Origin of the sequence: uncultured Aliiroseovarius sp. (assembly GCF_947492455.1) — a bacterium.
Taxonomy (GTDB): domain Bacteria; phylum Pseudomonadota; class Alphaproteobacteria; order Rhodobacterales; family Rhodobacteraceae; genus Aliiroseovarius.
Map to the genome: position 1 here is coordinate 359367 of NZ_CANLNB010000001.1, position 25764 is coordinate 385130.

The 25764-nt window shown below is 59.6% G+C and carries 29 protein-coding genes; 11 read left to right on the plus strand and 18 right to left on the minus strand.

All coding sequences use genetic code 11. The annotated features are described in order from the left end of the window. Window positions 1-30 precede the first annotated feature (30 nt). From Q0677_RS01790 to mutT, 3 genes are read left to right on the plus strand one after another with little or no spacing between them, the layout of a single operon-like run. Window positions 31-909 carry a peptidylprolyl isomerase gene (locus Q0677_RS01790; RefSeq protein WP_298905357.1) on the plus strand — a complete coding sequence of 293 codons (879 nt, stop codon included), beginning with the start codon at window positions 31-33 and terminating at the stop codon, window positions 907-909. A 16-nt stretch (window positions 910-925) separates the two neighbouring features. Next, on the plus strand, window positions 926-2227 hold the full coding sequence (gene argJ / locus Q0677_RS01795; RefSeq protein WP_298905358.1) for a bifunctional glutamate N-acetyltransferase/amino-acid acetyltransferase ArgJ: 1302 nt from the start codon (window positions 926-928) through the stop codon (window positions 2225-2227). After that, the gene (mutT, locus tag Q0677_RS01800) at window positions 2224-2622 is read left to right on the plus strand and encodes an 8-oxo-dGTP diphosphatase MutT (protein ID WP_298905359.1); all 399 of its coding nucleotides are present in this window, start codon (window positions 2224-2226) and stop codon (window positions 2620-2622) included. The genes argJ and mutT overlap by 4 nt, the downstream gene beginning before the upstream one ends. 78 nt (window positions 2623-2700) lie before the next feature. Here mutT and infB read toward each other — a convergent pair whose 3' ends face one another. The 9 genes from infB to pip form a co-directional block, all read right to left on the minus strand. Beyond that, window positions 2701-5193 carry a translation initiation factor IF-2 gene (infB, locus tag Q0677_RS01805; protein ID WP_298905360.1) on the minus strand — a complete coding sequence of 831 codons (2493 nt, stop codon included), beginning with the start codon at window positions 5191-5193 and terminating at the stop codon, window positions 2701-2703. Beyond that, window positions 5190-5831: an RNA-binding protein gene (locus Q0677_RS01810; protein WP_298905361.1), complete on the minus strand. Its 642-nt coding sequence runs from the start codon at window positions 5829-5831 to the stop codon at window positions 5190-5192. The genes infB and Q0677_RS01810 overlap by 4 nt, the downstream gene beginning before the upstream one ends. 24 nt (window positions 5832-5855) lie before the next feature. Next, a complete protein-coding gene (gene nusA / locus Q0677_RS01815; protein WP_133485316.1) occupies window positions 5856-7481 on the minus strand; it encodes a transcription termination factor NusA in 1626 nt (541 codons plus the stop codon). Window positions 7482-7483: 2 nt separating this feature from the next. Beyond that, window positions 7484-8068, minus strand: a complete 585-nt coding sequence (gene rimP / locus Q0677_RS01820; RefSeq protein WP_298905363.1) for a ribosome maturation factor RimP — start codon at window positions 8066-8068, stop codon at window positions 7484-7486. A 147-nt stretch (window positions 8069-8215) separates the two neighbouring features. Beyond that, complete coding sequence (locus Q0677_RS01825; protein ID WP_298905365.1) at window positions 8216-8932, minus strand: phosphatase PAP2 family protein; 717 nt, start codon at window positions 8930-8932, stop codon at window positions 8216-8218. Then, window positions 8932-10545 (minus strand): glycosyltransferase family 39 protein, encoded by a 1614-nt coding sequence (locus tag Q0677_RS01830; protein ID WP_298905367.1) that lies wholly within the window; start codon window positions 10543-10545, stop codon window positions 8932-8934. Before Q0677_RS01830 ends, Q0677_RS01825 begins: the two co-directional genes overlap by 1 nt. A gap of 6 nt (window positions 10546-10551) precedes the next feature. Continuing rightward, window positions 10552-10881, minus strand: a complete 330-nt coding sequence (locus Q0677_RS01835; RefSeq protein WP_298905369.1) for a lipid-A-disaccharide synthase N-terminal domain-containing protein — start codon at window positions 10879-10881, stop codon at window positions 10552-10554. Next, window positions 10878-11678 (minus strand): glycosyltransferase family 2 protein, encoded by an 801-nt coding sequence (locus tag Q0677_RS01840; protein WP_298905371.1) that lies wholly within the window; start codon window positions 11676-11678, stop codon window positions 10878-10880. Before Q0677_RS01840 ends, Q0677_RS01835 begins: the two co-directional genes overlap by 4 nt. Window positions 11679-11777: 99 nt before the next feature. Next, window positions 11778-12758 carry a prolyl aminopeptidase gene (pip, locus tag Q0677_RS01845; protein WP_298905372.1) on the minus strand — a complete coding sequence of 327 codons (981 nt, stop codon included), beginning with the start codon at window positions 12756-12758 and terminating at the stop codon, window positions 11778-11780. Window positions 12759-12811: 53 nt separating this feature from the next. Between pip and ubiG the strand changes: the two genes are divergently transcribed. Then, window positions 12812-13561 carry a bifunctional 2-polyprenyl-6-hydroxyphenol methylase/3-demethylubiquinol 3-O-methyltransferase UbiG gene (ubiG, locus tag Q0677_RS01850; RefSeq protein WP_298905374.1) on the plus strand — a complete coding sequence of 250 codons (750 nt, stop codon included), beginning with the start codon at window positions 12812-12814 and terminating at the stop codon, window positions 13559-13561. A gap of 3 nt (window positions 13562-13564) precedes the next feature. Here ubiG and Q0677_RS01855 read toward each other — a convergent pair whose 3' ends face one another. The 5 genes from Q0677_RS01855 to Q0677_RS01875 are packed head-to-tail and all read right to left on the minus strand — an operon-like array spanning window position 13565 to window position 16628. After that, window positions 13565-14347, minus strand: a complete 783-nt coding sequence (locus Q0677_RS01855; RefSeq protein ID WP_298905376.1) for a GNAT family N-acetyltransferase — start codon at window positions 14345-14347, stop codon at window positions 13565-13567. Beyond that, a complete protein-coding gene (locus Q0677_RS01860; RefSeq protein ID WP_133485304.1) occupies window positions 14344-14790 on the minus strand; it encodes a MarR family transcriptional regulator in 447 nt (148 codons plus the stop codon). The genes Q0677_RS01855 and Q0677_RS01860 overlap by 4 nt, the downstream gene beginning before the upstream one ends. Continuing rightward, a complete protein-coding gene (locus Q0677_RS01865; RefSeq protein WP_298905380.1) occupies window positions 14790-15608 on the minus strand; it encodes a carbon-nitrogen hydrolase family protein in 819 nt (272 codons plus the stop codon). Before Q0677_RS01865 ends, Q0677_RS01860 begins: the two co-directional genes overlap by 1 nt. A gap of 2 nt (window positions 15609-15610) precedes the next feature. Next, window positions 15611-15868: a glutaredoxin 3 gene (gene grxC / locus Q0677_RS01870; RefSeq protein ID WP_133485300.1), complete on the minus strand. Its 258-nt coding sequence runs from the start codon at window positions 15866-15868 to the stop codon at window positions 15611-15613. A 43-nt stretch (window positions 15869-15911) separates the two neighbouring features. After that, window positions 15912-16628, minus strand: a complete 717-nt coding sequence (locus tag Q0677_RS01875; protein WP_298905383.1) for a ComF family protein — start codon at window positions 16626-16628, stop codon at window positions 15912-15914. Window positions 16629-16658: 30 nt separating this feature from the next. Between Q0677_RS01875 and Q0677_RS01880 the strand changes: the two genes are divergently transcribed. From Q0677_RS01880 to Q0677_RS01900, 5 genes are all read left to right on the plus strand, one after another. Then, window positions 16659-17489 carry an SAM-dependent methyltransferase gene (locus tag Q0677_RS01880; RefSeq protein WP_298905384.1) on the plus strand — a complete coding sequence of 277 codons (831 nt, stop codon included), beginning with the start codon at window positions 16659-16661 and terminating at the stop codon, window positions 17487-17489. Between the two features lie 51 nt (window positions 17490-17540). Then, entirely contained in the window at window positions 17541-18575 is a 1035-nt protein-coding gene (gene hemH / locus Q0677_RS01885; RefSeq protein ID WP_298905386.1) for a ferrochelatase, read from the plus strand. A 98-nt stretch (window positions 18576-18673) separates the two neighbouring features. Next, window positions 18674-19231, plus strand: a complete 558-nt coding sequence (hslV, locus tag Q0677_RS01890; RefSeq protein ID WP_298905387.1) for an ATP-dependent protease subunit HslV — start codon at window positions 18674-18676, stop codon at window positions 19229-19231. After that, window positions 19228-20535, plus strand: coding sequence for an ATP-dependent protease ATPase subunit HslU (gene hslU, locus Q0677_RS01895; RefSeq protein ID WP_298905389.1), 1308 nt, complete (start codon window positions 19228-19230; stop codon window positions 20533-20535). Before hslV ends, hslU begins: the two co-directional genes overlap by 4 nt. A 57-nt stretch (window positions 20536-20592) precedes the next feature. Beyond that, the gene (locus tag Q0677_RS01900) at window positions 20593-21696 is read left to right on the plus strand and encodes an alpha/beta fold hydrolase (protein WP_298905391.1); all 1104 of its coding nucleotides are present in this window, start codon (window positions 20593-20595) and stop codon (window positions 21694-21696) included. Here Q0677_RS01900 and Q0677_RS01905 read toward each other — a convergent pair. From Q0677_RS01905 to Q0677_RS01915, 3 genes are read right to left on the minus strand one after another with little or no spacing between them, the layout of a single operon-like run. Next, window positions 21693-22295, minus strand: coding sequence for a Smr/MutS family protein (locus Q0677_RS01905; protein ID WP_298905393.1), 603 nt, complete (start codon window positions 22293-22295; stop codon window positions 21693-21695). The genes Q0677_RS01900 and Q0677_RS01905 overlap by 4 nt on opposite strands. Before the next feature lies 1 nt (window position 22296). Then, window positions 22297-23286 carry an MltA domain-containing protein gene (locus tag Q0677_RS01910; RefSeq protein WP_298905784.1) on the minus strand — a complete coding sequence of 330 codons (990 nt, stop codon included), beginning with the start codon at window positions 23284-23286 and terminating at the stop codon, window positions 22297-22299. 38 nt (window positions 23287-23324) lie between these two features. After that, the gene (locus tag Q0677_RS01915) at window positions 23325-23984 is read right to left on the minus strand and encodes a Tim44/TimA family putative adaptor protein (protein WP_298905395.1); all 660 of its coding nucleotides are present in this window, start codon (window positions 23982-23984) and stop codon (window positions 23325-23327) included. A 105-nt stretch (window positions 23985-24089) separates the two neighbouring features. Between Q0677_RS01915 and Q0677_RS01920 the strand changes: the two genes are divergently transcribed. After that, the gene (locus Q0677_RS01920; protein ID WP_298905397.1) at window positions 24090-24593 is read left to right on the plus strand and encodes an FxsA family protein; all 504 of its coding nucleotides are present in this window, start codon (window positions 24090-24092) and stop codon (window positions 24591-24593) included. On the opposite strand, the gene idi is transcribed toward Q0677_RS01920, so the two are convergent. Continuing rightward, window positions 24573-25094, minus strand: a complete 522-nt coding sequence (gene idi / locus Q0677_RS01925) for an isopentenyl-diphosphate delta-isomerase (RefSeq protein ID WP_298905399.1) — start codon at window positions 25092-25094, stop codon at window positions 24573-24575. The two genes, Q0677_RS01920 and idi, sit on opposite strands and share 21 nt — an antisense overlap. A 104-nt stretch (window positions 25095-25198) precedes the next feature. Between idi and secB the strand changes: the two genes are divergently transcribed. Beyond that, window positions 25199-25690, plus strand: coding sequence for a protein-export chaperone SecB (secB, locus tag Q0677_RS01930; RefSeq protein WP_298905401.1), 492 nt, complete (start codon window positions 25199-25201; stop codon window positions 25688-25690). Window positions 25691-25764: the final 74 nt, after the last annotated feature.

Sequence of the window (25764 nt, forward strand, 5' to 3'; positions counted from 1 at the left end):
GGATTCCGGCCTGTTTTGAAGGATATTTTCATGATTTATCGCCACGCGGCCGCCTTTGGCTTCGCCCTTTCGCTGACTTTGGGTGCGCCTGCCTTTGCGCAAGAAACCGCAACCGAAGATGCCATGCCCAAGGTCGAGGTTCAGGCCGACACCGTTCTGGCGACTGTAAACGGTGAAAATATCACCGTGGCACACGTCATCGCCGCCCGTCAGGGTCTGGCGCAGCAGTATCAGCAACTGCCCGATGACGTGCTGTTCCCCGGTCTGGTCGAGCAGCTGATCCAGCAGACCGTTCTGGGTCAGGCCGCAGACGAAATCAGCCGTCGGAACGAGATCATTCTGGAAAACACCCGCCGAGAGATGGCCGCAGCCCAGCAGGTGGACGCGATTGTGTCCGAGGCCGTGACCGAAGACGCCCTGCAGAAGGCCTATGACGCGCAATATGCCGATGCCGAGCCCACGAAGGAGTTCAGCGCCGCGCATATTCTGGTTGCTACCGAAGACGAAGCGAAAGAGCTGATCACCAAGCTGGACGGCGGTGCGGACTTTGCCGAGCTGGCGAAAGAGTTTTCGACCGGTCCGTCAGGCACCGGTGGCGGTGATCTGGGCTGGTTTGGTCCCGGCATGATGGTGAAACCTTTTGAAGACGCGGTCTTTGCGCTTGAGGTCGGCGCGGTATCCGACCCCGTTCAGACCCAGTTCGGCTGGCACGTGGTCAAGCTGAACGACACCCGCATGGTTGGTGCGCCGGAACTGGACGAAGTCCGCGCAGAACTGGCCGCCCAGATCGAAGCTGACGCCGTCGATGTGGCCCTTCAGGCGCTGTTGGATGGTGCAACAATTGAACGTACTGCGCTGGAAGGGATCGACCCCGCCGTCTCGCGTGATATGACACTGTTGGACAACTGATCTTTAGGGGACAAAGATGGGCAAGACGGCGAAAATCAAAAAGCTGAAAAAGAAGGTATCCAAGCTGAAGGCCAAGCTGGCCGCGGCGCGGGACCACACGCATGAGGTTTCGCCGCTTGCACCCGCAAGTTTCCCTGACCTGCCGGTGATTGCCGGGGCCAAGTTCTCGGCTGTGAAGGCGGGTGTGAAATACAAAGATCGGCTGGATGTGATGCTGGCCGAGCTTCAGCCGGGCACCGCGATTGCAGGTGTATTCACCAAGTCTGCAACGCGGTCTGCGCCGGTCTTGGACTGTCAGGCGAAACTGGGCGGGGCCTCGGACCAAGGCGCGGCTTTTCTGGTCAACGCGGGCAACTCGAACGCCTTCACCGGCGCGACCGGCGACGGCTCGGTTGCGGCCATCACGGGGGCCGTGGCCAGCGCGCTGAACGTCCCGCAGGACCGCGTTTTCACCGCCTCGACCGGCGTGATTGGCGAACCGCTGCCCCATGACCGCATCACCGCCAAGATCGATGAGTTGAAGGGGCTTCTGACCCCCGATGCGATGCAAGACGCCGCCCAAGCCATCCGCACCACCGACACCTTCCCCAAAGGCGCCAAGGCTGAGGTGAAGATCGGTGACCGGATCGTGCATATTGCAGGGATCGCCAAAGGCTCGGGCATGATTGCGCCGGATATGGCGACGATGCTGGTGTTCATCTTCACCGACGCCAAGATTGCTCAGGGCGACCTGCAAGCGATGCTGTCGGACCTGAACGAGGACAGCTTCAACGCGATCACCGTGGACAGCGACACTTCGACCTCGGACACGCTGCTTCTGGCGGCGACGGGGGCGTCGGGCGTCGAGGTTGACCAAGACAACGCCGCCTTCCGCGCAGCCCTGAACGAGGTGATGTTGGATCTGGCTCATCAGGTTGTCCGCGACGGCGAAGGCGCCACCAAGTTCGTCGAGGTCCGCGTGACCGGCGCGAAATCGAATGCGGATGCCAAAGTGCACGCGCTGTCCATCGCCAACTCGCCCTTGGTGAAAACCGCAGTCGCGGGTGAAGATCCCAACTGGGGCCGCGTCGTGGCGGCGATCGGCAAGTCCGGCGCCTATGCCGACCGCGATCTTCTGTCGATCCGGTTCGGAGACATTCTGGTCGCGGAAAAAGGCTGGGTGTCGCCCGCCTATCGCGAAGAAGACGGCGCAGAATACATGAAGCAAGACGACCTGCTGATCGACGTCGATCTGGGTGTGGGCGAGGGCACAGCCACCGTCTGGACCTGCGATCTGACCCACGCCTATATCCAAATCAACGCGGATTATCGCTCGTGAAAACCATCCTTGTTTCTGCCGTCGCCCTGATCGACCCGGACGGGCGTATTCTGCTGGCCCAACGACCCGAGGGGAAATCCATGGCGGGCCTGTGGGAGTTTCCGGGCGGCAAGGTCGAGCAGGGTGAAACGCCCGAGGCGGCCTTGGTCCGTGAATTGCACGAGGAGCTGGGGATCGAGACGTGGAATTCCTGCCTCGCCCCCCTGTCTTTCGCCAGCCACAGCTATGACGACTTCCATCTGCTGATGCCGTTGTTTGCCTGTCGCAAATGGAGCGGCACGCCAACCCCGCGTGAAGGGCAGGTGCTGAAATGGGCGCGTGTGAACCAGTTGCGCGACTTCCCGATGCCGCCTGCGGACATCCCGCTGATCCCGGTGCTGCGCGAACTGCTGTAGAGCATTAACTCACCGCAAAACATGCAAAAAGGGGACGGAAAACCGTCCCCTTTTCTATGTCATCAATCGGCGGGGCGATTAGTCCAGCGTACGCTCGACCTCTTCACGTTCGAAGATCTCGATCACGTCATTCGGACGGATGTCGTCGTAGTTTTCAAACGCCATACCGCATTCCTGACCGGACAGAACCTCTTTCACTTCGTCTTTGAAGCGCTTCAGCGTCTTCAGCGTGCCTTCGTGGATCACCACGTTGTCGCGCAGCAGGCGAACGCCAGCCGAGCGGCGGGCAACGCCTTCAGTGACCAGACAGCCGGCAACCTTGCCAACGCCCGATACTTTGAAGACTTCGCGGATTTCGGCGTAGCCGATGAAGTTCTCGCGAACCTCTGCCGACAGCAGACCCGAGGCCGCCGCTTTCACGTCATCCACAAGGTCATAGATGACCGAGTAGTAACGGATCTCGACGCCCTTCTGGTTGGCCGAGTTACGAGCCGAGGCGTTCGCACGCACGTTGAAGCCGATAACCGGTGCGCCCGAGGCTTCCGCCAGACCCACATCGGTTTCGGTGATCGCGCCCACACCATAGTGCAGCACGCGCACGCGGACTTCTTCGTTGCCGATCTTTTCCATCGCCTGAACGATGGCTTCGGCAGAACCCTGCACGTCGGCTTTGACCAGGATCGGCAGCTCGGCCACGTCCTTGTCGGCCTTCGCCTTCGCCATCATCTGTTCCAGCGTGGTCGCAGCACCGGCAGCGGCGCGTTTGTCCTTGGCGGCTTGCTCGCGATATTCAGCGATCTCGCGGGCCTGCGCTTCGGTGTCCACCACGTTCAGAACGTCACCCGCTTCGGGCGTACCGTTCAGACCCAAAACCTCGACCGGAACCGAGGGGCCAGCTTCTTTCACGCGTTCGCCATGATCGTTGACCAGCGCGCGGACCTTACCCCACTGCTCACCCACAACGAAGATATCGCCCTGTTTCAGCGTGCCGTTCTGAACCAGAACGGTGGCAACCGGACCACGGCCCACATCAAGCTGGGCTTCGATCACAGCACCCGAGGCCGCACGGTTCGGGTTGGCTTTCAGTTCCAGAATTTCCGACTGCAGCGCGATGGCTTCCAGCAGCTCATCCAGACCAGCACCGGTGATGGCGGACACTTCAACGTCCTGCACGTCACCCGACATTTTCTCGACGATCACTTCATGCTGAAGCAGCTCGGCGCGGACCTGATCGGGGTTCGCGGTCGGCTTGTCGCATTTGTTGATCGCAACGATCATCGGAACACCCGCCGCTTTCGCGTGGTTGATGGCTTCGATGGTCTGCGGCATGACGCTGTCGTCAGCAGCCACAACCAGAACAACGATGTCCGTTACCTGCGCACCACGGGCACGCATCGAGGTAAACGCGGCGTGGCCGGGCGTATCCAGGAAGCTCAGCGTTGCGCCGCTATCGGTGGTTACCTGATAAGCGCCGATGTGCTGCGTGATGCCGCCAGCTTCGCCGGCTGTGACTTTCGCATCGCGGATCGCATCCAGAAGCGAGGTTTTACCGTGGTCAACGTGACCCATGATCGTGATGATCGGGGCGCGGTCTTTCAGGTCTTCCTCTTTGTCCTCGACGGTGTCGATCACGTCTTCCACGTCAGCGTCAGACACGCGAACGATGTTGTGGCCGAACTCTTCGATGATCAGCTCTGCAGTATCCGCGTCGATGGCTTGGTTCTGCGTCACCATCATACCCATTTTCATGAGCGATTTTACAACGTCAGCAACACGCTCGGCCATACGGTTGGCCAGTTCCGACACGACGATGGCCTCGGGGACCTGAACGTCGCGGATAACCTTTTCCCGCTCGACCGATTCACCCATGGCTTTCTGGCGTGCACGTTCCTGCTTACGGCGCATCGAGGCAACCGAGCGCTGGCGACCGTCGCCACCACGCATTGCCTGGTTCACAGTCAGCTTGCCCGAACGGCGACCATCATCGCGGCCTTTGCCACGGTTCTGGCGGTCATTGGCACCACCACGATCGTCTTTCTTGCGCGGAGCGGACGACGTTTTGCCGGGGCCACGCTGTTCAGCAGCCTGAGCCGCAGCAGGATCCGCTGCCGGAGCAGGGGCCGCTTTTGCACGGGTCTTGGCTTCTTCAGCTTCGCGTTTCTTGCGGGCTTCTTCCTCGGCCTTGGCTTTCAGCGCTTCTTCGCGCTCGCGCTCGGCGCGTTCCTTGGCTTCGGCTTCTTCGCGACGACGCTTGCGCTCTTCCTCGCGGGCCTTTTCTTCGGCTGCACGCTTTTCAGCTTCCTCGGCTTCACGCGCCTTGGCAGCCTGAAGCGCCTTCATGCGGCGTTCCATTTCGGCATCCGAAATGCCAGCGGGACGCTTGCGCGGATCCCCGCCTGCGGGCGTCTTGCCTGCACCACCAGCTGCCGCACCCGGCTTGGGCACGACAACGCGCTTGCGTTTCGTTTCGACCACGACGTTCTTGGTGCGCCCGTGGCTGAAGCTTTGCTTCACCTGGCCGGGGCGGCTTCCGCGCAGGCCAAGGGTCTTTTTGCCGTCATTATCGCTCATCTGGTCTTCGTACCTTTCCGGCGAGCCTTCCCGCCGTCGTTGTCTTGCACAACACGCATCGCTGTCAGTTTCTGGGCTTCCTCTACAACACGAGAGGCCAAACCGCCAGACGATAGCGCGCCATGTATCACATTTTCACGTCCAAACGCCAAACCCAGCTCGTCGCCGGTCAGACATTCGATAAACCGTCCCTCTTCGCGGGGCGGTCTGAGTTTTGACTTGCCGCGCTCGGACCCGTCCGAGGCCTGGATCAGGACATACGCCTGATCTTTCATCAGCCAGTCTTTAACTTTCTCATACCCGGCGACCGCTTGACCCGCTTTGCGCGCCATCGCGATCAGATGCGTCACCCGATCCGCGTAGCTACGCTCGAGCAGATCGAGCAACCCGTCTGGCACGGTGACCTGCTTGCGCGCGGAGCGCGAAAACAGGCCTTTCTTAATCGCCGTGGCAATCGCCGCACGGTTGGCAGCGACATAGATCCCACGACCCGGCAGCTTGCCCAACAGGTCAGGCACCACCATGTCATCCGGCCCCACCACGAAGCGGATCAACCCGGCCTTTGGCTGGGTTTCACCGGTTGCGATGCAGCGCCGTTCGGGCTCTTCCGGCCGCTTTTTATGTCCACCACGCGTCATGCGTTGCCCTCTGAGGCCCGAGGATCAGGCCTCGGCTCCTTCTTCAGCGGCTTCAGCTTCTTCTTCACCTTCAGCAGCTTCTGCTTCCAGTTCAGCAGGATCGACCCAACCCAGAATGATACGGGCGGTCATAACCATGTCCTGAGCTTCTTCCAGCGTGATGCCGAATTTCTCAAGCGAGCCGTCATCCTTGATGCGTTCACCATCTACGGTGGTCCAGCCGCCGGCCAGTTCCCAGTCAGCGCAGGTCGCGAAGTCTTCCAGCGATTTCACACCGTCTTCGGCCAAAGCCTCAACCATCTGAGCGGTCAGACCTTCGAACGCGATCAGGCTGTCTTCGACACCCATTGCGCGGGCGTTTTCCAGCGCCTTGGCGGCCTGAGCTTCCAGATATTCGCGGGCGCGGGTCTGCAGTTCCTGTGCGGTGCCTTCGTCAACACCGTCGATCACCAGCAGTTCGTCCAGTTCGACATAGGCGACTTCTTCCAGGTTGGTGAAGCCTTCCGAGACCAATAGCTGGGCAAAGAACTCGTCCAGATCAAGGGTCTCCATGAACAAAGCGGTGCGCACAGCGAATTCTTTCTGGCGACGTTCGCTTTCTTCGGCCTCGGTCAGGATGTCGATGTCCAGGTTGGTCAGCTGCGATGCCAGACGCACGTTCTGACCGCGGCGGCCAATGGCCAGCGACAGCTGCTCGTCGGGGACAACCACTTCGATCTTGCCGGCTTCTTCGTCCAGAACAACCTTCGACACTTCAGCAGGCTGAAGCGCGTTCACAAGGAAAGTCGGCTGATCTTCGTTCCACGGAATGATGTCGATCTTTTCACCCTGCAGCTCGTTCACAACGGCCTGCACGCGCGAACCACGCATACCAACACAGGCGCCAACCGGGTCGATCGAACCATCATAGCTGATCACGGCGATCTTCGCACGCGAACCGGGGTCACGGGCCACGGCCTTGATCTCGATGATGCCGTCATAGATTTCCGGAACTTCCATCTTGAACAGCTCGGCCATGAATTCCGGAGCGGTACGCGACAGGAAGATCTGCGGGCCACGGGCTTCGCGACGCACGTCTTTGATGTAGCAGCGGATACGGTCGTTCGGGCGATAGCTTTCGCGGCCGATCTTTTCGTTGCGGCGCAGGATGGCTTCGCCAGCACCCACGTCCACGATGACGTTACCGTATTCTTCGCGCTTAACCTGACCGTTGATGATGGTGCCGGCACGATCTTTGAACTCTTCGTACTGACGATCACGTTCGGCTTCACGCACCTTCTGCAAGATCACCTGCTTGGCGGACTGGGCAGCAATACGGCCCATTTCGACCGGCGGAACTTCTTCGCTGTACACGTCGCCCACTTCGGGGTTTTCCATGTACTGCTTGGCCTGTTCGACGGTGAACTCGGCCTGATAGTTCTCCAGCTCGTCATCGGCGACAACGGTGCGCACGCGGGTAAAGGTGGCGCGGCCGGTCTTGCGGTCGATGGACACGCGAATGTCCATTTCCGCGCCGTAGCGCGACTTGGCTGCACGGGCCAGGCTTTCTTCCATCGCTTCGATGACCAGCGCGGGGTCGATCATCTTTTCGCGGGCGACGGCCTCGGCGGTTTGCAGAAGCTCAAGCTGGTTAGCAGAGGTAATTGCCATTCTCAGTCCTCCTCGGAACCGGTGATTTCTTGAATTTCATCAAATTGGGCTTCGTCGATCTGGCCCGCATCCTTGCGCTGACGCAGCGCCTCGCGGATCAGGTCGTCGGTCAGAACCAGCTTGGCATCGGCCAGCCAGTCAAAGTCGAGGCCAATGGTGACCTCTTCGCCGTGGTTCTCGATCTCGATCAGAACCTCGTTTCCATCCACGCCTGCAAGGGTACCCTTGAAGCGCTTGCGCCCGTCGATCATCTCGGACGTTTCGATCTTGGCGACATAGCCCGACCACGCGTCGAAATCTTTCAGACGGGTCAGGGGGCGGTCGATGCCGGGCGATCCGACTTCAAGCGTATAGTTGTCTTCGATCGGGTCTTCGACATCCAAGATCGCGCTGATCGCGGTCGAAATCTGGGCGCAGTCATCCACTTCGATCCCGCCTTCGGGACGCTCGGCCATGATCTGCAGTGTGGGCGTGTTGCCGCCCATCAGGCGCAGACGCACCAGTTCGAACCCCATGTCTTCGATCACGGGGCTGACAATTTCAGCCAGACGACGGTCAATCGCGGATTTTGCAACAAGGTTGCTCACACGTCTCTCCAAAACAAAAAAACGGGCCAGCGGGCCCGTCGGATTTTCCGGTGGAGCTTTGGGGGTGGAGGCCAAAGCACCGCTGTTGAAAAGGGATATAGGGGAAAGCGGGCGAGTCTGCAAGAGGCATAACCTGCGCCCCAGCTTCTACTCGGCACCCACTGCGTCGGTCGTTTTGCGCGGCCTGCGCAAGGCTGCTGGATTGCCCAGCACTAGCTGACCTTGCGCATCCAGAAAATACCCACGCGCGACCATCTTGCGGGCCACCAGCCCGGTCCAAAACACACCATGCGCAAAACCGACCAGGACATCGGCTGGATAGTGCCAGCCCGAAAAGAACCGCGAAAAGCTGAGCCCAAGCCCGATGCCAAGGATCAGCCAGACCTGCCGTGGATACCAAAGCGCGACGAACATGGCCGCAGCCCCCAACGTAGTCGAGTGGCCGGACGGGAAGCTGTTGAAATGCCCGCCCGAGAACGGGGCAAATCCATATGCACCCAGCTCTTCAAAGGCCATAGGTCGCGGGCGGCCGATCAAAAACTTGATGATCTGAACGGCAATGCCGGACAACAAGATCGCCAGAAAAAATAGCAGTACGACCTGAAGCAGCAACCGAACATGCTTGTTAGCTGCCTCGGTCCGCGTTCTTTTCAGGGCAACTCCAAGAACCGCAAAGCCCAGCAAGCTGCTGACAAACATCCAATCGCTGTTGCCAATCTCGGTGATCGCCAAAGCAAACTGCTTAACGCTTTCAGGCAACCCCATCCGCCATTCGGTCAGGGCCGAGTCCGCAAACAGCGCACACACGCACACCAAAGCATAAACAACTACAAGCTTTCGCGAGAACACGGGCTTCACTGACATCACTTACATCCCTCAATCGCATTCACGGGCTGATCCGGGGCCGCATAAAGCCGCATCAAGACCTCTCGCCCTTCATTGTAATTAAACCCCCGCACCTCGATGGCGTCCGCGACAGGCGGTAACTTGCTGGCGTCGATCCACGCAAGCTCGATTGCTCCGGTCGAGAGGGCGTTCCAGGCAGCATCATGGTCGAGTTTTTTCAAACCGGTGCCCAGATTAAACACGGCTGACGGCTCGTGATAGCCAGCAATGGCCAAGGACCGCCCCTCGCATCTGTGCTGCGCAATCGCCCAGCGCATGGATTCCGACGGAAACACCAAGCGCATTTTGGCCAGCATTCCGGACAATAGACCAATATGCATTACAACGGCCGATACCGTCAGCGCGGTGACCAGCAACTCGGGCGCAAGGGTTTTTCTGCGCGTGAACACCCAAAACCCAATGCCGCCTGCCACGATGAATGTCGCAATAAACAAGAGGGATTGCGCGCTTTCCGCCATGATGGGCAAGCCAATACCGATGACGGCAATCAGCGCAGCGCCCAGCACCCAGATGCCAATCCCCAGCCACCCAATCGCGCGCGCCGAGAAGGTGACAAGCGCGAGCGCTGCAAGGGCAATCAGGGCAGGATAGACCGGAAGCGTGTAGTGCAGCAGTTTGGTGGGCACCAGTTCCAACACCAGCCAGAAGGGCACCAGCCATCCGATCAGAAAGGCGATGTTGCGCTCGGCCCGGTTCTTGAAGGCAAAGACTGCGGCCGCCGGCACAAGCACCGTCCACGGCCAGAGCGTCAAAAGCCCGGTCAGAATGTAAGTGCCCGGAAACGCCCCGTGTTCTTCTTGTCCCGACGCAATCTTGGCCGAGAAATCCTCCCCGAGGGATGCCCCCCAGAACGCCCAATCGCTTTTGATCGTGATGGCAATGAACCAAGGAAGGGTCAGAGCAAGGAATGCCAATCCGCCCTTCATGGGCGACAGATCGCCCAGCCAACGCCACTCGCGTTTCGTTGCGCACAGCCACAGGATGCTACAGAGAACCGGGCCGAAGATGATCGGTCCTTTGATTAATACTCCGGCAGAAAGGCCAACCCAAAAAATCGCCCTTGTCCACCAACCGCTTGGCGTGCGCATCCAGATACGCGCCAACGCCCCCATGGTCAGGATAATGACCAGAAGAAGTGTTGCATCTGTCTTGGCCAATCGCGCTTCGATATTCAGGATGAAAAGGCCAGGCATCATTAAAGCGGCAGGCCCAGCCGCCTGCGCTCCGGTCAATGGCAGTAGCGCCCAATAAAGCGCAAGCCCAGCCAACACCGCAGCAGAAAACGAGACAATCCGATAAGACCATATCTGATCCTTTTCGAACAGATTGGCGGTGGTGCTTTGTAACCAGTAGATCCCCACCGGTTTCTTGTATCTGGTCCCATCTTGAAACCGGATGTCAATCAGATCGCCGCTGATCGCCATCTGCTTCGAGGCCTGCGCAAACCGCGCTTCGTCTCGGTCCGTCACCCCGATTGTCGACTGTCCCGGACCGAAGGCAACCACACCTAACAGGACCACGAGTGGCAAAACCAACCACGGCATTCTGAGATATTGGATCAGCCTGCTCATCTTGGATCAGGCGGATTTGCTCTCGTCCCCCATATCCGTTTTGCCGGGACGATAGATCAGCACCAGATTTCGGATATAGACGAAAAGGCCCATGGATTGACCGAGGATAAACACAACATCCTGTCGGTAAATCGCATAGGACAGCAGCAGCAACCCGCCAACGATGGAAATCCACCAGAAGGCTACCGGCACATAGGAATGGCCTGCGCGTTCGGACGCAATCCACTGCACGATGAAACGGGCCGAAAACGACAGCTGCGCGGTCAGGCCCAGCGCGACCCACCAGAACTCGGTCCAGCCATCAATGGCCAGAAACTGAAAGATCGCGTCCTTCATTCGGTCGATCCACCCTGCGCAAAGACCTGCACATCACCGCGACGCACTTTCTTGCGGCGACGGATCAGCCAGGATACGGCCATCAGATCCGAAATCCCCACAAGCGCGCGGTTCAGGTTGTTATACTTGGACTGTCCGGCTTCGCGGTGACGGTGGGTGATGTCGACATGATCAATCTTCCAGCCATCGCGCAGGAACAGCGCGGGCAGGTAGCGGTGCATGTGATCGAAATAGGGCAGCGCCAGAAACGCCTGACGGCGATAGGCCTTCAGACCACAGCCCGTGTCACGCGTCCCATCTTTCAAAAGCGCCCCACGCAGCCAGTTGGCGAACTTGGAACCCCAGCGTTTGGCCAGTGTATCATTGCGCTTGGCGCGCTGCCCGGCGACCAAGGCAAGATCAGGGTCAGCATCCACAAACTTCGCCAGAAGACCCGCGATCTGGTCGGGTGGGTTCTGGCCGTCTCCGTCCAGCGTGACGATGATGTCCGACTGCGCGACCAGCACGGCGGAATGCACCGCAGCCGATTGCCCGGCCGAGCTTGCATGCTGCACGATCCGCAACTTGGGGATATCCGCCTGCAGCGTCTTCAGGATTTCAAGCGTACGGTCATCCGATCCGTCATCCGTCACATAGATGGGCGGCTCGCCCAGATCCAAGGTGGCGGTATAGCATTCCCGCAGGAAGCCCTCGGCCACCTCTTCCTCGTTCTTCATTGGAATGACCAACGCAAAATCAAGCGTCGAGATACGGTCTTCCTGAGATGAAGATGTGTTCCCGGTCGTGGTCTGTGTCATGACGATAATCCCAATTCCACATAGCGGCACAACTGCCGATGGATTGGCCCGGGCTTACAATGGAACCATCACGATTGAAAGACATAATGCCCCTGCCTGCTATGAGGCGTGGTGAACCGCCAATTTCTCCATCGTGGTCACCAGCTCGTCCGCGATACCGCGTTCTGACAGGGCGTGACCAGCCAGATGGATCATCCGCAGATCGGACGCGGGCCAGCGGCGGTGCAGCTCCCACGACATTTTCGGCGGGCAGATCATGTCGTGACGGCCCTGCACAATCGTGCCGGGGATATGTGCGATGCGCTCCATATCGCGCAGGATCTTGCCGTCCTCATCCAAGAAGGCGCCGTGCCGGAAGTAATGGTTTTCCAGCCGCGCAAAGGCGCGGGCATATTCCGCCGGGCTGTCAATCGTCACACCCATATTGTGGATCGAGGCGAGAGCGTTTTCCCACCCGGTCCAAGCGCGGGCAAAGCGGGCTTCCTCGGCATAGTTGCCGGAAAAGAGGCGCCGGTGATAGGCGGTGATCATGTCGTGGCGCTCGGCCTCGGGGATCAGGGTCTCGAAACGATCCCACAGCTCGGGCCAGAACCGCCCAGCGCCGCCGCCATAGAACCAGTCGAGCTCGGATTTCGTGGCAAGGAACACGCCGCGCAGAACCAGATGCGCCACGCGGGACGGGTGCGCTTGCGCGTAAATCAAGGCCAGCGTTGCGCCCCAGCTTCCGCCAAACACGATCCAGCGATCAATCCCCAGCAGGGTGCGGATCTGTTCAATGTCGCGCACCAGATGCCACGTTGTGTTGTGGTCGATGCTCGCATGCGGACGCGACCGGCCACAGCCGCGCTGGTCAAACAGGATGATGTGATAGAGCCGTGGGTTGAAAAACCGCCGCATCGCGGGCGAGGATCCACCCCCCGGACCGCCATGCAGAACCACAACCGGAATACCGTCTGGATTGCCCGATTGTTCCACATAGATCTTGTGGCCGTCGCCCACATCCACCATATGCCGATCAAACGGGTCGATCGGAGGATACAACCTTGCGGCTGCGCTGTTTTTTCCTGCGGCCTTATCCATGAGACCTCTATATAATGCCCACGACGCGCCCGCCATCAGAAAGAAGGTATCCGATGACCGCCGATAACCAGACCACCGTCGATCCCGCCGAAGTCGCCAAGTTCGAGGCGATGGCCGCCGAATGGTGGGATCCCACGGGCAAGTTCAAACCACTTCACATGATGAACCCGGTGCGTCTGGATTATATCACAAACCAGATCGCTACCGAATTTGGCCGCGATCTGAACGATGTCGAGCCGTTCAAAGGCCTGCGACTTCTGGATATCGGCTGTGGTGGGGGGCTGCTGTCCGAACCCATGGCCCGCCTGGGTGCCACGGTGATTGGTGCCGATGCGGCGCCGCGTAACATTCCGGTCGCACAGCTCCATGCCGAGCAGATGGGGCTTGAGATCGATTACCGCAATTGCACTGCCGAAAGCCTTGCGGACGCGGGCGAGCAGTTCGACGTGGTTCTGAACATGGAAGTGGTCGAGCATGTCGCCGACCCGCTGGCCTATCTGACCGCCTGTCAGCAGTTGCTAAAACCCGGCGGGCTGATGGTGGCATCCACGATCAACCGCAATCCGAAAAGCTATATGGTCGCAATCATTGGCGCCGAGCATGTGATGCGCTGGTTGCCCAAGGGCACCCATGAATGGTCGAAATTCATCACCCCGGACGAGCTGGCCGATCTGATCGCTGCCGCGGGTCTGAATGTGGTGGATCGCATGGGCATGGTGTTTAACCCGATCGCGTGGAGCTGGTCTCTGTCGGCACGAGACCTTTCGGTGAACTACGCGATGACCTCGGTTAAGCTGAAATAGTCTCTATTCCGTGGGCCGATAGGCGGAAATCGTCGTTTCGGCCAAAGCAAACCCGGCGCGGCGATAGAGCCGCCCGGCATCACTATCGGCATTCGCCACAATCACCGGAAGCGCATCTGGCGCACGGGATGTGGCCCAATCCAGACAGGCGCACAAAAGCGCCGCGCAAATGCCTTGCCGCCGGTGATCCTTATGGGTCTGAACCGACTGATACCGGATCAGGTTTTGATCGTGGAAAACCCCCATATCTCCGACCAGCGTGTCCCCCTTGAACGCCCCAAACCATTGACCCAAGCCTTGCGCAATCAACGCCCGCCGCGTGGCGCTGTGTCCGGCCAAATACGTGTCTAATCCAGCCTCAGGCAGCCCATCTTCGATGTGATGCACCTTGGCAATCGCCTCGGATTGATGCCAATCACTTGGCGTTTGAAACGGGTGAATGGTGACGCCCGCAGGCGCAGCACCTCGACGCAGTGGTCCGGTCAGGGTCAGAACATCCGCCTCTTCGACCGTCAAGCCGGTTCCATCAAACATCGCCGCCATCTGCGCGCGGTCCAGCCCCGGAATGTCCCAACTGATGCAGATATGACGTGCCTCGGGAAGGTCGGCGTGGAATTGATCGAGATGCGCCTTGGCGCCGTCCAGCACGGTGCGGAAAATCACCCGATTGCCAAACCAGAAATTCGGCTCGTCCGGCGTGATCTGCACGAAGCGATCTTCATACGTTTCCAGCCTGTACTGGCCGGTTTGCACCAAAAGATCGGTGGTGAACTCAAGCGCGTTCATTCAACATCGCTAAGGATCTTACGCATCTCACGAAGAACCGGCAGCACATTGCGCACGTTTTCGGCCCCGATCTGGCGCACCATGTTCGAGATGATGGGCGTGATCGCTGCCAGCGCCGCATCGCGCGCCGCCTTGCCCGCGGGCGATATCGTCACGAATTTGCGCCGCGCGTCGTCCCAGTCGGGCCGGATATGCACATGCCCCGCCCATTCCAGCTTGTTTAGCGTGTTGGTCATCGCACCGCGCGTAACGTGAAACGATTTTGCCAGCTGCGCGGGGCTTTTCTCTTCCCCGACACGGGCCAAGTGATTCAGCACAGAAAAATGGCTCAGCTCCATCCCCTTGGGCAACGCCTTCGACAGACGGTTGCGTGCCAGCTGGTCAGCCATGAACATCTCGCTGAACAGGGCGACAGACAGGGTTTCGGCAGAGCTTTCGGACATCAGGGGCCTTTGAATTCTCGATCATGCGTCAGGGATGGGACGCGTTGGCGCGACCTTCCCACGTCTGCAAGGTCAAGATCAACCATTGTGATGCCCGGTGCGACACCTGCGTCGGCCAAAACTTCGCCCCAGGGCGAAACGACCAGCGAATGACCGTACGTGGACCGCTTCGGTCCGTGCTGCCCGCACATGGCAGGTGCCAGAACAAAGACGCCATTTTCAATCGCGCGGGCCCGCAGCAGGCTTTCCCAATGGGCCGCCCCTGTGACCGGCGAAAACGCGGCAGGTACGGTAATGATTTGGGCGCCCGCCTTGGCTAAGGCACGGAAAAGATGCGGGAAACGCATGTCATAGCAGATGGTCATACCAATCGGGCAGAATTCGGTCTCGGCCACGACGGCGCGGTCGCCGGGGCGATAGCCCGCACTTTCGCGATAGCTTTCCGTCTCGTCGATCTGCACGTCGAACATGTGGATCTTGTCATAGCGCGCGACAATGTCCCCAAGCGGAGAAATCATGAATGACCGGTTGGCAAAGCGCCCATCCGGGTCGTCGGTCTTCAGTGCAAGCGAGCCGATCAGCAGCCAAATGCCCAGCGCGTGCGCCTCGTATCGCAAGGCGGCGAGGGTGGGGTCATCCTGTTCGTGATGTAGAACGTCTAGCTGATGGCGGCGACTGGTCGAAATGATGTTCGACACTTCGGGCGTCAGAACAAACTCGGCCCCGTCTTGCGCTGCCTGTCGCACCATGTCGCGCAATGGTCCAAGGTTCGCGGCCGGATCATCCCCGGCCGTAAACTGGATCAGCGCGACGCGCACGGTTAACCCGCCAACAGCGGATCAAGCTTCCCGCTGCGCTCAAGATCATACAGGTCATCGCAGCCGCCCACGTGGATGTCACCGACAAAGATCTGCGGCACGGTGTGGCGGCCATTGGCGCGCGACATCATTTCCTGCTTGCGCTCAGGCTTCATCAGAACGTTGATCTCTTCAAATTCAACGTTCTTGCTGTTCAAAAGGCGCTTGGCGGCGTGGCAAAACCCGCAAAGCGGCGAGGAATAGATGGTGACAGGCTGCATCAGGGGCTCCGTACGGGGGATCTGTTGATAGGTTTACAGCCAGTTAGGCATCACGCGCAACGCGCGCAAGGGACAGCACCTTCACAGATGCGGCACCGGCACGAATTGCCGCATGCGCCGCCGCATGAAATGTCGCGCCCGAGGTCATCACGTCGTCCAACAAAAGGACATCACGTCCCTGCAAAGCTGCGCCGTGCTTGGGGTGTGGCGCAATCGCGTTGTCCATATTCTCGAACCGATCCTCTGCGCTCATCCCGTCATGCATGGCGGTGCGGCGCGGGCGGATCAGGGATTGTGGTACGTGCTCTAACCCGGTTTCGCGCGCCAACGCCCGCGACAGCTCGGCCGATTGATTATAGCGCCGCTTCAGCCGCCGGGTCCAATGGATGGGGATGGGCACGATCAGCAGGTCGTCCTGCAGGATATCCGCAGCCGCGCGGGCAAGCCACGGGGCAAAACTGCGGGCAAGCTCGGGCCGGTCTCCGTGTTTCAAGGCCAGGATCATCCGGCGGGCATTGCCGCGATAGAGCAGGGCGGATCGGCCCCGCGTCCACGGACGCTGCCACGTCATGCAGGCGTCGCAATGCACGATGCTGTCCTCATCTTCGCCGGGCAGGGGTTCACCGCACAGATCGCAAGACAACCCGCTGATAAAGGGCGTGTCCCGCCAGCAGTCCGGGCACAGCGCAAAGTCCGTATCCGTCGGCGCATCGCAACTGACGCATTGCGGCGGATAGATCAGATGCAGCGCTGATTGCATTTTCGCCCTTTCCAACTATGGTCCGCCGCCATGAGACTGCCTGACGACACACCGCCCAAGCTGATCAACCGCGCCCAACTGGCGCAAAACCGCCGCCGCGCGACGGCGGATGGTATGTTCCTGCAGGAATTGGCCGCGGATGAGGTGAAGGATCGCCTGACAGAGGTTAACAGAACGTTTACCAAACCCGCGATTGTCACCGGTTTCCCGGATGTGTGGGCCGAAAGCTTCCCCGACGCGGTGATCGTGCCCGATGACGACATCCTGTCGCTGGAACCGGGCGCGCATGATCTGGTGATCCACGGGCTGTCGCTGCACTGGGCCAACGACCCGGTGGGGCAGATCATCCAATCCCGCCGCGCGCTGATCAATGATGGGCTGTTCATGGGGGTGATGTTCGGCGGGCAAACCCTGTCCGAGCTCCGCGCCATTTTGTCCGAGGTCGAGGTCGCCCGCACCGGCGGCCTGTCCCCCCGCGTCGTTCCAATGGGCGAGATCCGCGACCTCGGCGCGCTGCTTCAGCGCGCGGGACTTGCGCTGCCCGTTGCAGACAGCGCATTGCGGCAAGTGACCTACGCGGACAGCTACGCCCTGATGCGTGACCTGAAAGCGATGGGAGAGCGAAATGCGCTGGATCAGAGACTAATTTCGTCCTTGAACCGCGCCTTCTTTGACGATGTCAAATCCCGCTATGCCCAGCACTTCCCGGCAGACGACAACCGCATCACCGCCAGTTTCGAGATGATCTTCCTGACCGGCTGGGCGCCCGATGAAAGCCAGCAAAAACCCTTGCGCCCCGGTTCCGCCGCCGCCCGTCTGGCCGACGCCTTGGGCACGGACGAGACCAAATTGTCCAATTGACCTAAAGTTTATACCCGTTAAGTGATCTATGACGCGAACAAGGACGTAGCCATGATTATGAAAATGCCCACGGATCACCCCAAAATCCCCGCCCGCAAAGTCGGCGTTCTGTTCGCCAACCTCGGCACGCCCGATGGATATGACTATTGGTCGATGCGCCGCTATCTGAACGAGTTCCTGTCGGACAAGCGCGTCATCGATTATCCCGCATGGAAATGGCAGCCCCTGCTGCAGACCATCATCCTAACCAAACGCCCGTTTTCCTCGGGCGAAGCGTATAAGTCGATTTGGAATGAAGATCTGGGCGAAAGCCCCCTGATGACGATCACCAAAGCGCAGATCACAAAGCTTCGCGCAGCGTTAGAGACTAAATACGGCGCCGAGGTCATGGTCGATTTCTGCATGCGCTATGGCAACCCGTCGACCAAATCAAAAGTGTCCGAGATGGTCGCGGCAGGCTGTGACCGCATCCTGTTCTTCCCGCTTTATCCGCAATATGCAGGCGCCACGATGGCCACCGCGAACGACCAGTTCTTCCGCGCGTTGATGGAGGAAACCTGGCAGCCCGCGTCCCGCACGATCGAGCCCTATTTCGACGATCCCGCCTATATCGACGCTTTGGCGCAGTCGGTGGAAAAGGGCTATGCCGCGATGGACAAAAAGCCCGACCTGCTGGTCGTGTCTTATCACGGGATGCCGAAACGCTATCTGATGCAAGGCGACCCTTATCACTGCCAGTGCCAGAAAAGCACGCGCCTGTTGAAAGAGCGTCTGGGTTGGTCCGACGACGCCATCACCACAACCTTCCAATCGGTCTTTGGCCCCGAAGAATGGCTGAAACCCTACACGGTCGAAGAAGTCGCGCGTCTGGCTGAAACCGGCAAGAAGAACATCGCGGTCATCGCGCCCGCGTTCTCGGCCGATTGTATCGAAACGCTGGAAGAAATTCAGGAAGAAATCCAAGAGGCCTTTATCGAGGCCGGGGGCGAAAGCTTCACCTATATTCCGTGCCTGAATGACGACGACGCCCATATCGACGCGCTGATTGGCGTGGCTGAACGCAATCTGGGCGGTTGGCTGAAATAAGCCCTCGCAGATCTGAATATACACCACTTCGCACAGGCCAATGCTTGTGCGCCGTGTCGCCCGTGTCCATATAGGATGAAACCGAATTTGGAGGCGACATGGCAGAAAGCGAATTTCCCGGCTGGCATGGCACGACGATCATTGGCGTGCGCAAAGGTGGCAAGGTTGTGATTGCAGGTGACGGGCAGGTCAGTCTGGGCCAGACCGTGATCAAGGGCACCGCACGCAAGGTACGCAGGCTATCCCCCGGCGGGTTTGATGTTGTGGCTGGATTTGCGGGCTCGACCGCCGATGCCTTCACGCTGCTGGAGCGTCTGGAAACCAAGCTGGAAGCCACACCCGGCCAACTGGCCCGCGCCTCGGTCGAGCTGGCAAAGGACTGGCGCACCGACAAATATCTGCAAAAGCTGGAGGCGATGCTGATCGTCACCGACGGCAAGGATTTGTTCGTGATCACCGGCGCGGGCGACGTGCTGGAGCCGGAACATGACGTGACGGCCATTGGATCGGGCGGAAACTTCGCCCTCGCTGCCGCGCGCGGCTTGATGGAGGGTGACTTGGACGCCGAAACCATCGCCCGAAAAGCGATGGCAATCGCCGCCGATATCTGTGTCTATACCAACGGAAACCTGACGGTTGAGGAGATCAGCCAATGACCGATCTGACCCCGCGCGAGATTGTCTCGGAACTTGACCGTTTCATCATCGGCCAGAACGACGCCAAGCGCGCCGTTGCCGTGGCGCTGCGCAATCGTTGGCGTCGCAAGCAGCTGTCGGATGACCTGCGTGACGAAGTTTACCCGAAGAATATCCTGATGATCGGACCCACCGGCGTCGGCAAGACCGAGATCAGCCGCCGCTTGGCGAAGCTTGCCCGCGCGCCGTTTCTGAAGGTCGAAGCCACCAAGTTCACCGAAGTCGGCTATGTCGGCCGCGACGTGGAACAGATCGTACGTGATCTGGTGGACGCTGCCATCATCCAAACCCGCGAGCATATGCGCGAAGACGTGAAAACCCGCGCCGAAGAAGCCGCCGAAGATCGCGTGATCGAAGCGATTGCCGGCTCTGACGCCCGCGACGCCACCCGCGAGATGTTCCGCAAGAAATTGCGCAGCGGTGAATTGGACGATCACGAGATTGAACTGGACGTCGCCGATACCTCAAACCCGATGCAGATGCTCGATGTGCCAGGACAACCGGGGCAGGGTATGGGGATGCTCAATCTGGGCGACATGTTCGGCAAGGCATTTGGCCAGCGGACGGTGCGCAAAAAGATGACCGTGCGCGACAGCTATGATGTGCTGATTTCAGACGAGGCCGACAAGCTTCTGGATGACGAAACAGTCACTAAATCAGCGCTAGAGGCGGTTGAACAGAACGGCATCGTCTTCTTGGACGAGATCGACAAGGTCTGCGCGCGTACCGAAAATCGCGGCGGGGATGTCAGCCGCGAAGGCGTGCAGCGTGACCTGCTGCCGTTGATAGAAGGCACAACCGTGTCGACCAAACACGGCGCGGTGAAAACGGACCACATCCTGTTCATCGCCTCGGGCGCTTTCCATGTCGCCAAACCCTCGGACTTGCTGCCGGAACTTCAGGGCCGTCTGCCGATCCGCGTCGAGCTGCGCGCGCTGACCGAAGAGGATTTCGTGCGTATCCTGACCGAAACCGACAATGCGCTGACTCGTCAGTACACCGCCTTGATGGGCACCGAAGACGTGACCGTCAGCTTCACCGATGACGGCATCGCGGCCCTGGCCAAGATCGCTGCCGAAGTGAACCAAAGCGTGGAAAACATCGGCGCGCGGCGGCTTTATACCGTGCTGGAACGTGTGTTCGAGGAACTCAGCTTCTCAGCCCCGGATCGTGGCGGCGAAGAGGTGGTCGTGGACAAGGCGTTCGTCGACAAACATCTGGGCGCGCTGATGACCTCGACCGACGTCAGCCGCTACGTGCTTTGATCTAGGCAGGGGCGGGTTCGTCAGCTATTCAGTAGCTGTATTTAAGGAGCCTGCCCAATGCATTCTCAGGTGCGCTTTCTGGTTTTTTCTATTGTTCTGGCGCTTTCCGCCTGTGCCCCACGCGGCACAATCACCCTTTTTCCCGGTGCTGGGCAGATCGGCGACGTGCAAAACATCTTTGTTGCCTCAACCCGCGAGCTTGACGAAGACGGCGCCCCGACCAGCAGCAGGGGTGGTGAACTGTTGTTCGGGCATGTTGGCGTTTCGATCCCGGAAAATCGCGAGCCGGGCGAGATCAACTGGCCCGGACGCAAGACCCCGGACCCCGCTCAGCATTTCCTTGTCGACAATTACGAACAATACACCTCGCGTCGCGCGTTCGAGGCCGCGATGGCGCGCGCCCTGCGCGGGCGGCGCGGGGAAGAGCGCACGGCGACCGTATTCGTCCACGGGTTCAACAACCGTTTTTCTGAAGGGCTGTATCGCTTTGCGCAGCTGAATGCGGATCTGGATCTGCCCTTCTTGCCGGTCCACTACTCTTGGCCCAGCGCCGGGCATCCTTTGGGATACGGGTATGATCGCGACTCAATGCTTTATGCGCGCGACGGGCTTGAAGCGACGCTGCGGTCGGTCTCGAAATCTGGCGTGGATGAGGTTTTGTTGGTCGGCCATTCGATGGGCGCGCTTCTGTCGGTGGAAGCCCTGCGCCAGATGGCAATTGCAGACGGCCAACGGGGGCTGGCCAAGATCGGCGGGGTCGTCCTGATTTCGCCCGATATTGATCTGGACCTGTTCCGCCAACAGGCCAAGCGCATTGGTAAACTGCCGCAGCCGTTCTTTATTTTCACGTCTTCCCGAGACCGAGCGCTAAGGCTGTCCGCCCGCTTGACCGGCCAGACCACGCGGCTTGGCAACAACACCGATGTCGCTGAATTGGCCGAGCTGGACGTGACCCTTGTGGATCTGTCTGCGTTTACAGATGGCGAGGCCGACCACAGCGTCGCCTTCGCCTCACCTGCATTTCTGCGATTGATCAACAGCATTCCGAACCTATCCGCCGCGATCAGCGCCAGCCCAACGGTCCAGCCGGGCCTGTTGCCGGGAACGATCTTGGTGGTTCAAAACGCGACACGCTTGGTGATCCCGAACAACGCGCCTTAACGCTGTCTGCGCAGATAGACGTAGTATGCACCTTGGCCGCCATGCTTCAGATGGGCTTCGGTGATTTGCAGGACGTGTTGGCGCAGGGGGGCGGTGTTCAGCCAATGCGGCACCTGATGACGTAGCACGCCGTGTCGCACCGGGATCGGCCCGCCCTCATCCTTGTGTTTACCCTTCCCGGTAATCACCAAAACAAGCCGTCGATCCGCATCGATCGCGTTCAAGATAAACCGCGTCAGCATCGGGTGGGCCTGCGCGATGGTCATGCCGTGCAGGTCGATCTTGGCCTCGGGCGACAGGCGACCCTTCTTCATCTTGCCAAAGGTTTTGCGGTCCATCGCCACCGGGCTGGACGCGATATGATCGCGCATGGATGGCGCCAGATCGTTCGGTTTTCCGGGTTTCTTCGCCCGCTCGCCCACGCGGAACCGCGGGTGCGTGACCTTGACCGGTTTGGGCGGAGGCTGAATGGGTTCAGGTGGAATAGTCTCTGTTTTCTCACGCGACGGCTTGGGTGGGCGCAGCCGGATCGTGCTGTCCGCCACTTTCTTCCACAACACCTTGTCGTCTTCGGTCAGTGTCTTGGGTCGCTTCGCCATGTCACTGATCCTCGGGCAGCAGCGCATAGGCGCGCTGGATTGGAAGCAGCACATACATGCGCCCGTCGTCTTTGATCTTGCCCGCCAGCTTTCCGGCCTGATCGCCGGTGCCCCAGAAAATATCCGCCCGCTGCGCGCCCTTGACCCGCGAGCCCGTATCTTGCGCGACCATCAGGCGGCGAAACGGCTCGGACCCGTCTTTTTCCAACCAGATCGGAGCGCCTAGTGGCGTGTATTTCGGATCAACCGCCAGCGACCGATGCGCCGTGATCGACCGGTTCATCGCCCCAAGCGGACCTTTGCTGGCCGAGACGTCTCCGATCTTGCGGAAGAACACATAGGACGGGTTGGACATCAGCAGATCATGCCCGGCTTCCGGGTTGCGCCGCACCCAGTTCTTGATCACCGCCTGCGAGACTTGGTGTTCGTTATAGACCCCGCGCCGGACCAGCTCTTTCCCCAGCGACACAAACGTGTGCCCGTTGGATCCGCCATAGCCCAGCCGAATGCTGCCACCATCCGGCAGTCGAATGCGGCCCGAGCCTTGGATTTGCAGGAATTGAAGATCGACGGGGTCCGCAACCCACGCGATTTCCAGCCCGCGACCCTTCATCACATCACCTTCTTCGATGGTCCGACGGGCAAGCCAGACCTGACCCGAGGCCTCGCGCGGTTTGGCGTAGACCGGATAACGATAGACCGAGGTCTGAACCCGCGAGCCTTTCAGCTCGGGTTCGAAATAGGCGGTGAACAGCGGGGCGTTGCCGTCTTCGATCAGAAGGGGGCGGAAGAAAAGCTCGAAAAAGGTTTTGCCGTCGTCCTGCGTCTGCGCCAAGGCACAGATCGGGCGCCATTGCGGGTCATCCAGATCACGGCAGGTGTCCAGAAATACGTGCAGGGCGTCTTGATGGTTGTCATCTTCCCAACCATCAAGGTCTTCAAACGGAACAAGAGTTACGCGCGCGTCATCCAGACCCGCATAGGCAGGCATGCCCAAAAGGGCCAGCGCACATGCCAGCCCCCGAAGCATCAGCCACCCGTGGCGACAAGTTGCCAGTTGGGGTTGTCCGAACCCATGATGCGGGCGAAGGTCCAGACGTCTTTCTGACGTTTGACCTCGTTCGGGTTGCCCTCGATGATGTCGCCGCCTTTGTCACGCACGACCGAAGTTAGCTCGCCCACAAATTTCACGGTGATTTCGCCTTCGCGGGTCGCGGTGTCGAACGCGGCTTCTTCCAGCTTCAGTTCGCGCACGCCAACAAAATTCGCTTCGACCGACAGGCCTTGAGCTTCGCGCGCCTCAACGACGCTGGCGAAGGTTTCGTACACTTCTTCCGACAGGAAGGGTTGGATCTTGGACATCTCGCCCGCTTCGAACCCCATCAGGATCATTTCATACGCACCACGCGCACCGCCAAGAAACTCGCCGACATTAAAGCCGGGTTCGTTGGTTTTCATCGCCGCCAGCGCTTGTGCCGAAGCACTACCCTCATCCGCGTGATCCAGAATGTCCCGATCCGGGCCACCTTCGATCACTTCAAGGTTGCTGCGATCCAAGCGTCGGTTGTCCTGACGCGGGACAACGGGTTTCTCGAACCCCTCGCGCGTGCCAAGCACATCGCGCAGGCGCAAAATCAAAAACAGGGCAATACCGGCCAGTACAAGAAGCTGGATCAGGGAAGAGCTCATGGATACCTCTTTTCAAGCGCCATATGGAAACGCGATCATCGAAGTCATATGTAGGTGCAGTACCGGGCCAAGTCCACCGGTCACACGAAAAGGAGATCACTTGCCATGTGGCTTTTTGCACTGTTCATCGCCGTTCCGCTGATTGAAATCGCCCTGTTCATTCAGGTTGGCGGTGCGATCGGGTTGTGGTGGACCCTTGGGATTGTGGTTTTGACCGCGATTGTCGGCACCCAATTGATGCGGGCGCAGGGGGCACTTGCGTTGTCACAACTTCGGGACAGTTTTGGGCAGTTGAACGACCCGACCGAACCGCTAGCCCATGGCGCAATGATCCTGTTTTCCGGCGCGCTTCTGCTGACGCCCGGCTTCTTCACCGATTTCGTAGGCTTTGCCCTGCTGATCCCCGCCGTGCGCAGCGCCGTGTTCAACTGGGCGAAATCGCGGGTGAAGGTTCAGACCTTCACAATGGGTGGCATGGCTGAAGAAGAAATGCGCCGCCGTCCGCGTCCTGAGGACGACGTGATTGATGGCGATTTCAAAGATGTGACGCCCGAAAAACGCCCGACCCATCCCGGCGTCGAAGGTCCGTCAGGCTGGACCAAACACTGAGGCTGAATGCTTCGACATGTAAATCTGTAGCCATGGGGTGAACTGATCTGGGTTTTCGGCGATTTTCGTCTCTAATTCACCACGATCCAGCCAATCCACTGCCTGAACCTCGTCCGGGTTCAGGTCCATATCGGGGCGCGTGTCGCAGTGAATGACGAACAGATCGACGACTTCGTGCTCGATCAGGCCTCCACCCACATCGGCGCGATATTCCAAGTTTTCGACCCAGACCGGATCGACGCCAGTGATCCCCAACTCTTCCTCCAGCCGGCGGATCGCGCAGAACCGCGGGTCTTCGCCCCAATAGGGGTGCGTGCAGCAGGTATTCGCCCACAGGTTCGGCGTATGATATTTCCCCGCCGCGCGTTGCTGGATCAGCACCTGACCATCGCAGATCAGAAACACAGACACGGCTTTGTGCCGAAGCCCTTTCACATGCGCTTCAAGCTTTTCGACCGGGGTCAGGGTGCCGTCCACCCAAGTGGGGATCATCGTCGTCATGACGCGCTGATAGCGTCAAATCCGCTCTGACGAAACCCTTAGTTGAGGGTCCCTTCCCAACCTGATAAGGACATTTCCGACAGATTTTCCTGAAGGAGACACCCATGGCCGACGAAGCCACCCCACAGACCGCTCCCACTCCGCCCAAGATGCAGGTTCTGGGTCAGTTCATTCGCGATATGTCGTTTGAAAACATTCTGGCGCAAAAAGGCATTCAGGGCGAAGTACAGCCCGATATCAGCGTCGAAGTTGCGCTGGACGCCAAAAAGCGCCCGACCGATCACCAGTTTGAAGTGATCACGAAATACACCATCGGCTCGAAAAACAAGGCAAGCGGCGAACAGCTGTTCCTGATGGAGCTGGAATATTCGGGCATCTTCCACGTGGAAAACGTGCCGGAAGAGCAGCTGCACCCGTTCCTGATGATCGAATGCCCGCGCATGCTGTTCCCGTTCGTGCGTCGCATCGTGTCGGACGTGACCCGTGACGGTGGCTTCCCGCCGCTGAATCTGGACACCGTCGACTTCCTGGCCCTGTACCGTCAGGAAATCGAGCGCCGCGCCGCGGCCGAACAGGCAAACGCTCCTGTGAGCTAAATCGAAGCCGATTTCATCCGCTCCAAAGAGCATCAGAAATCGCGTTCGAGATCTGCCACAGCTGATCGAGAGGC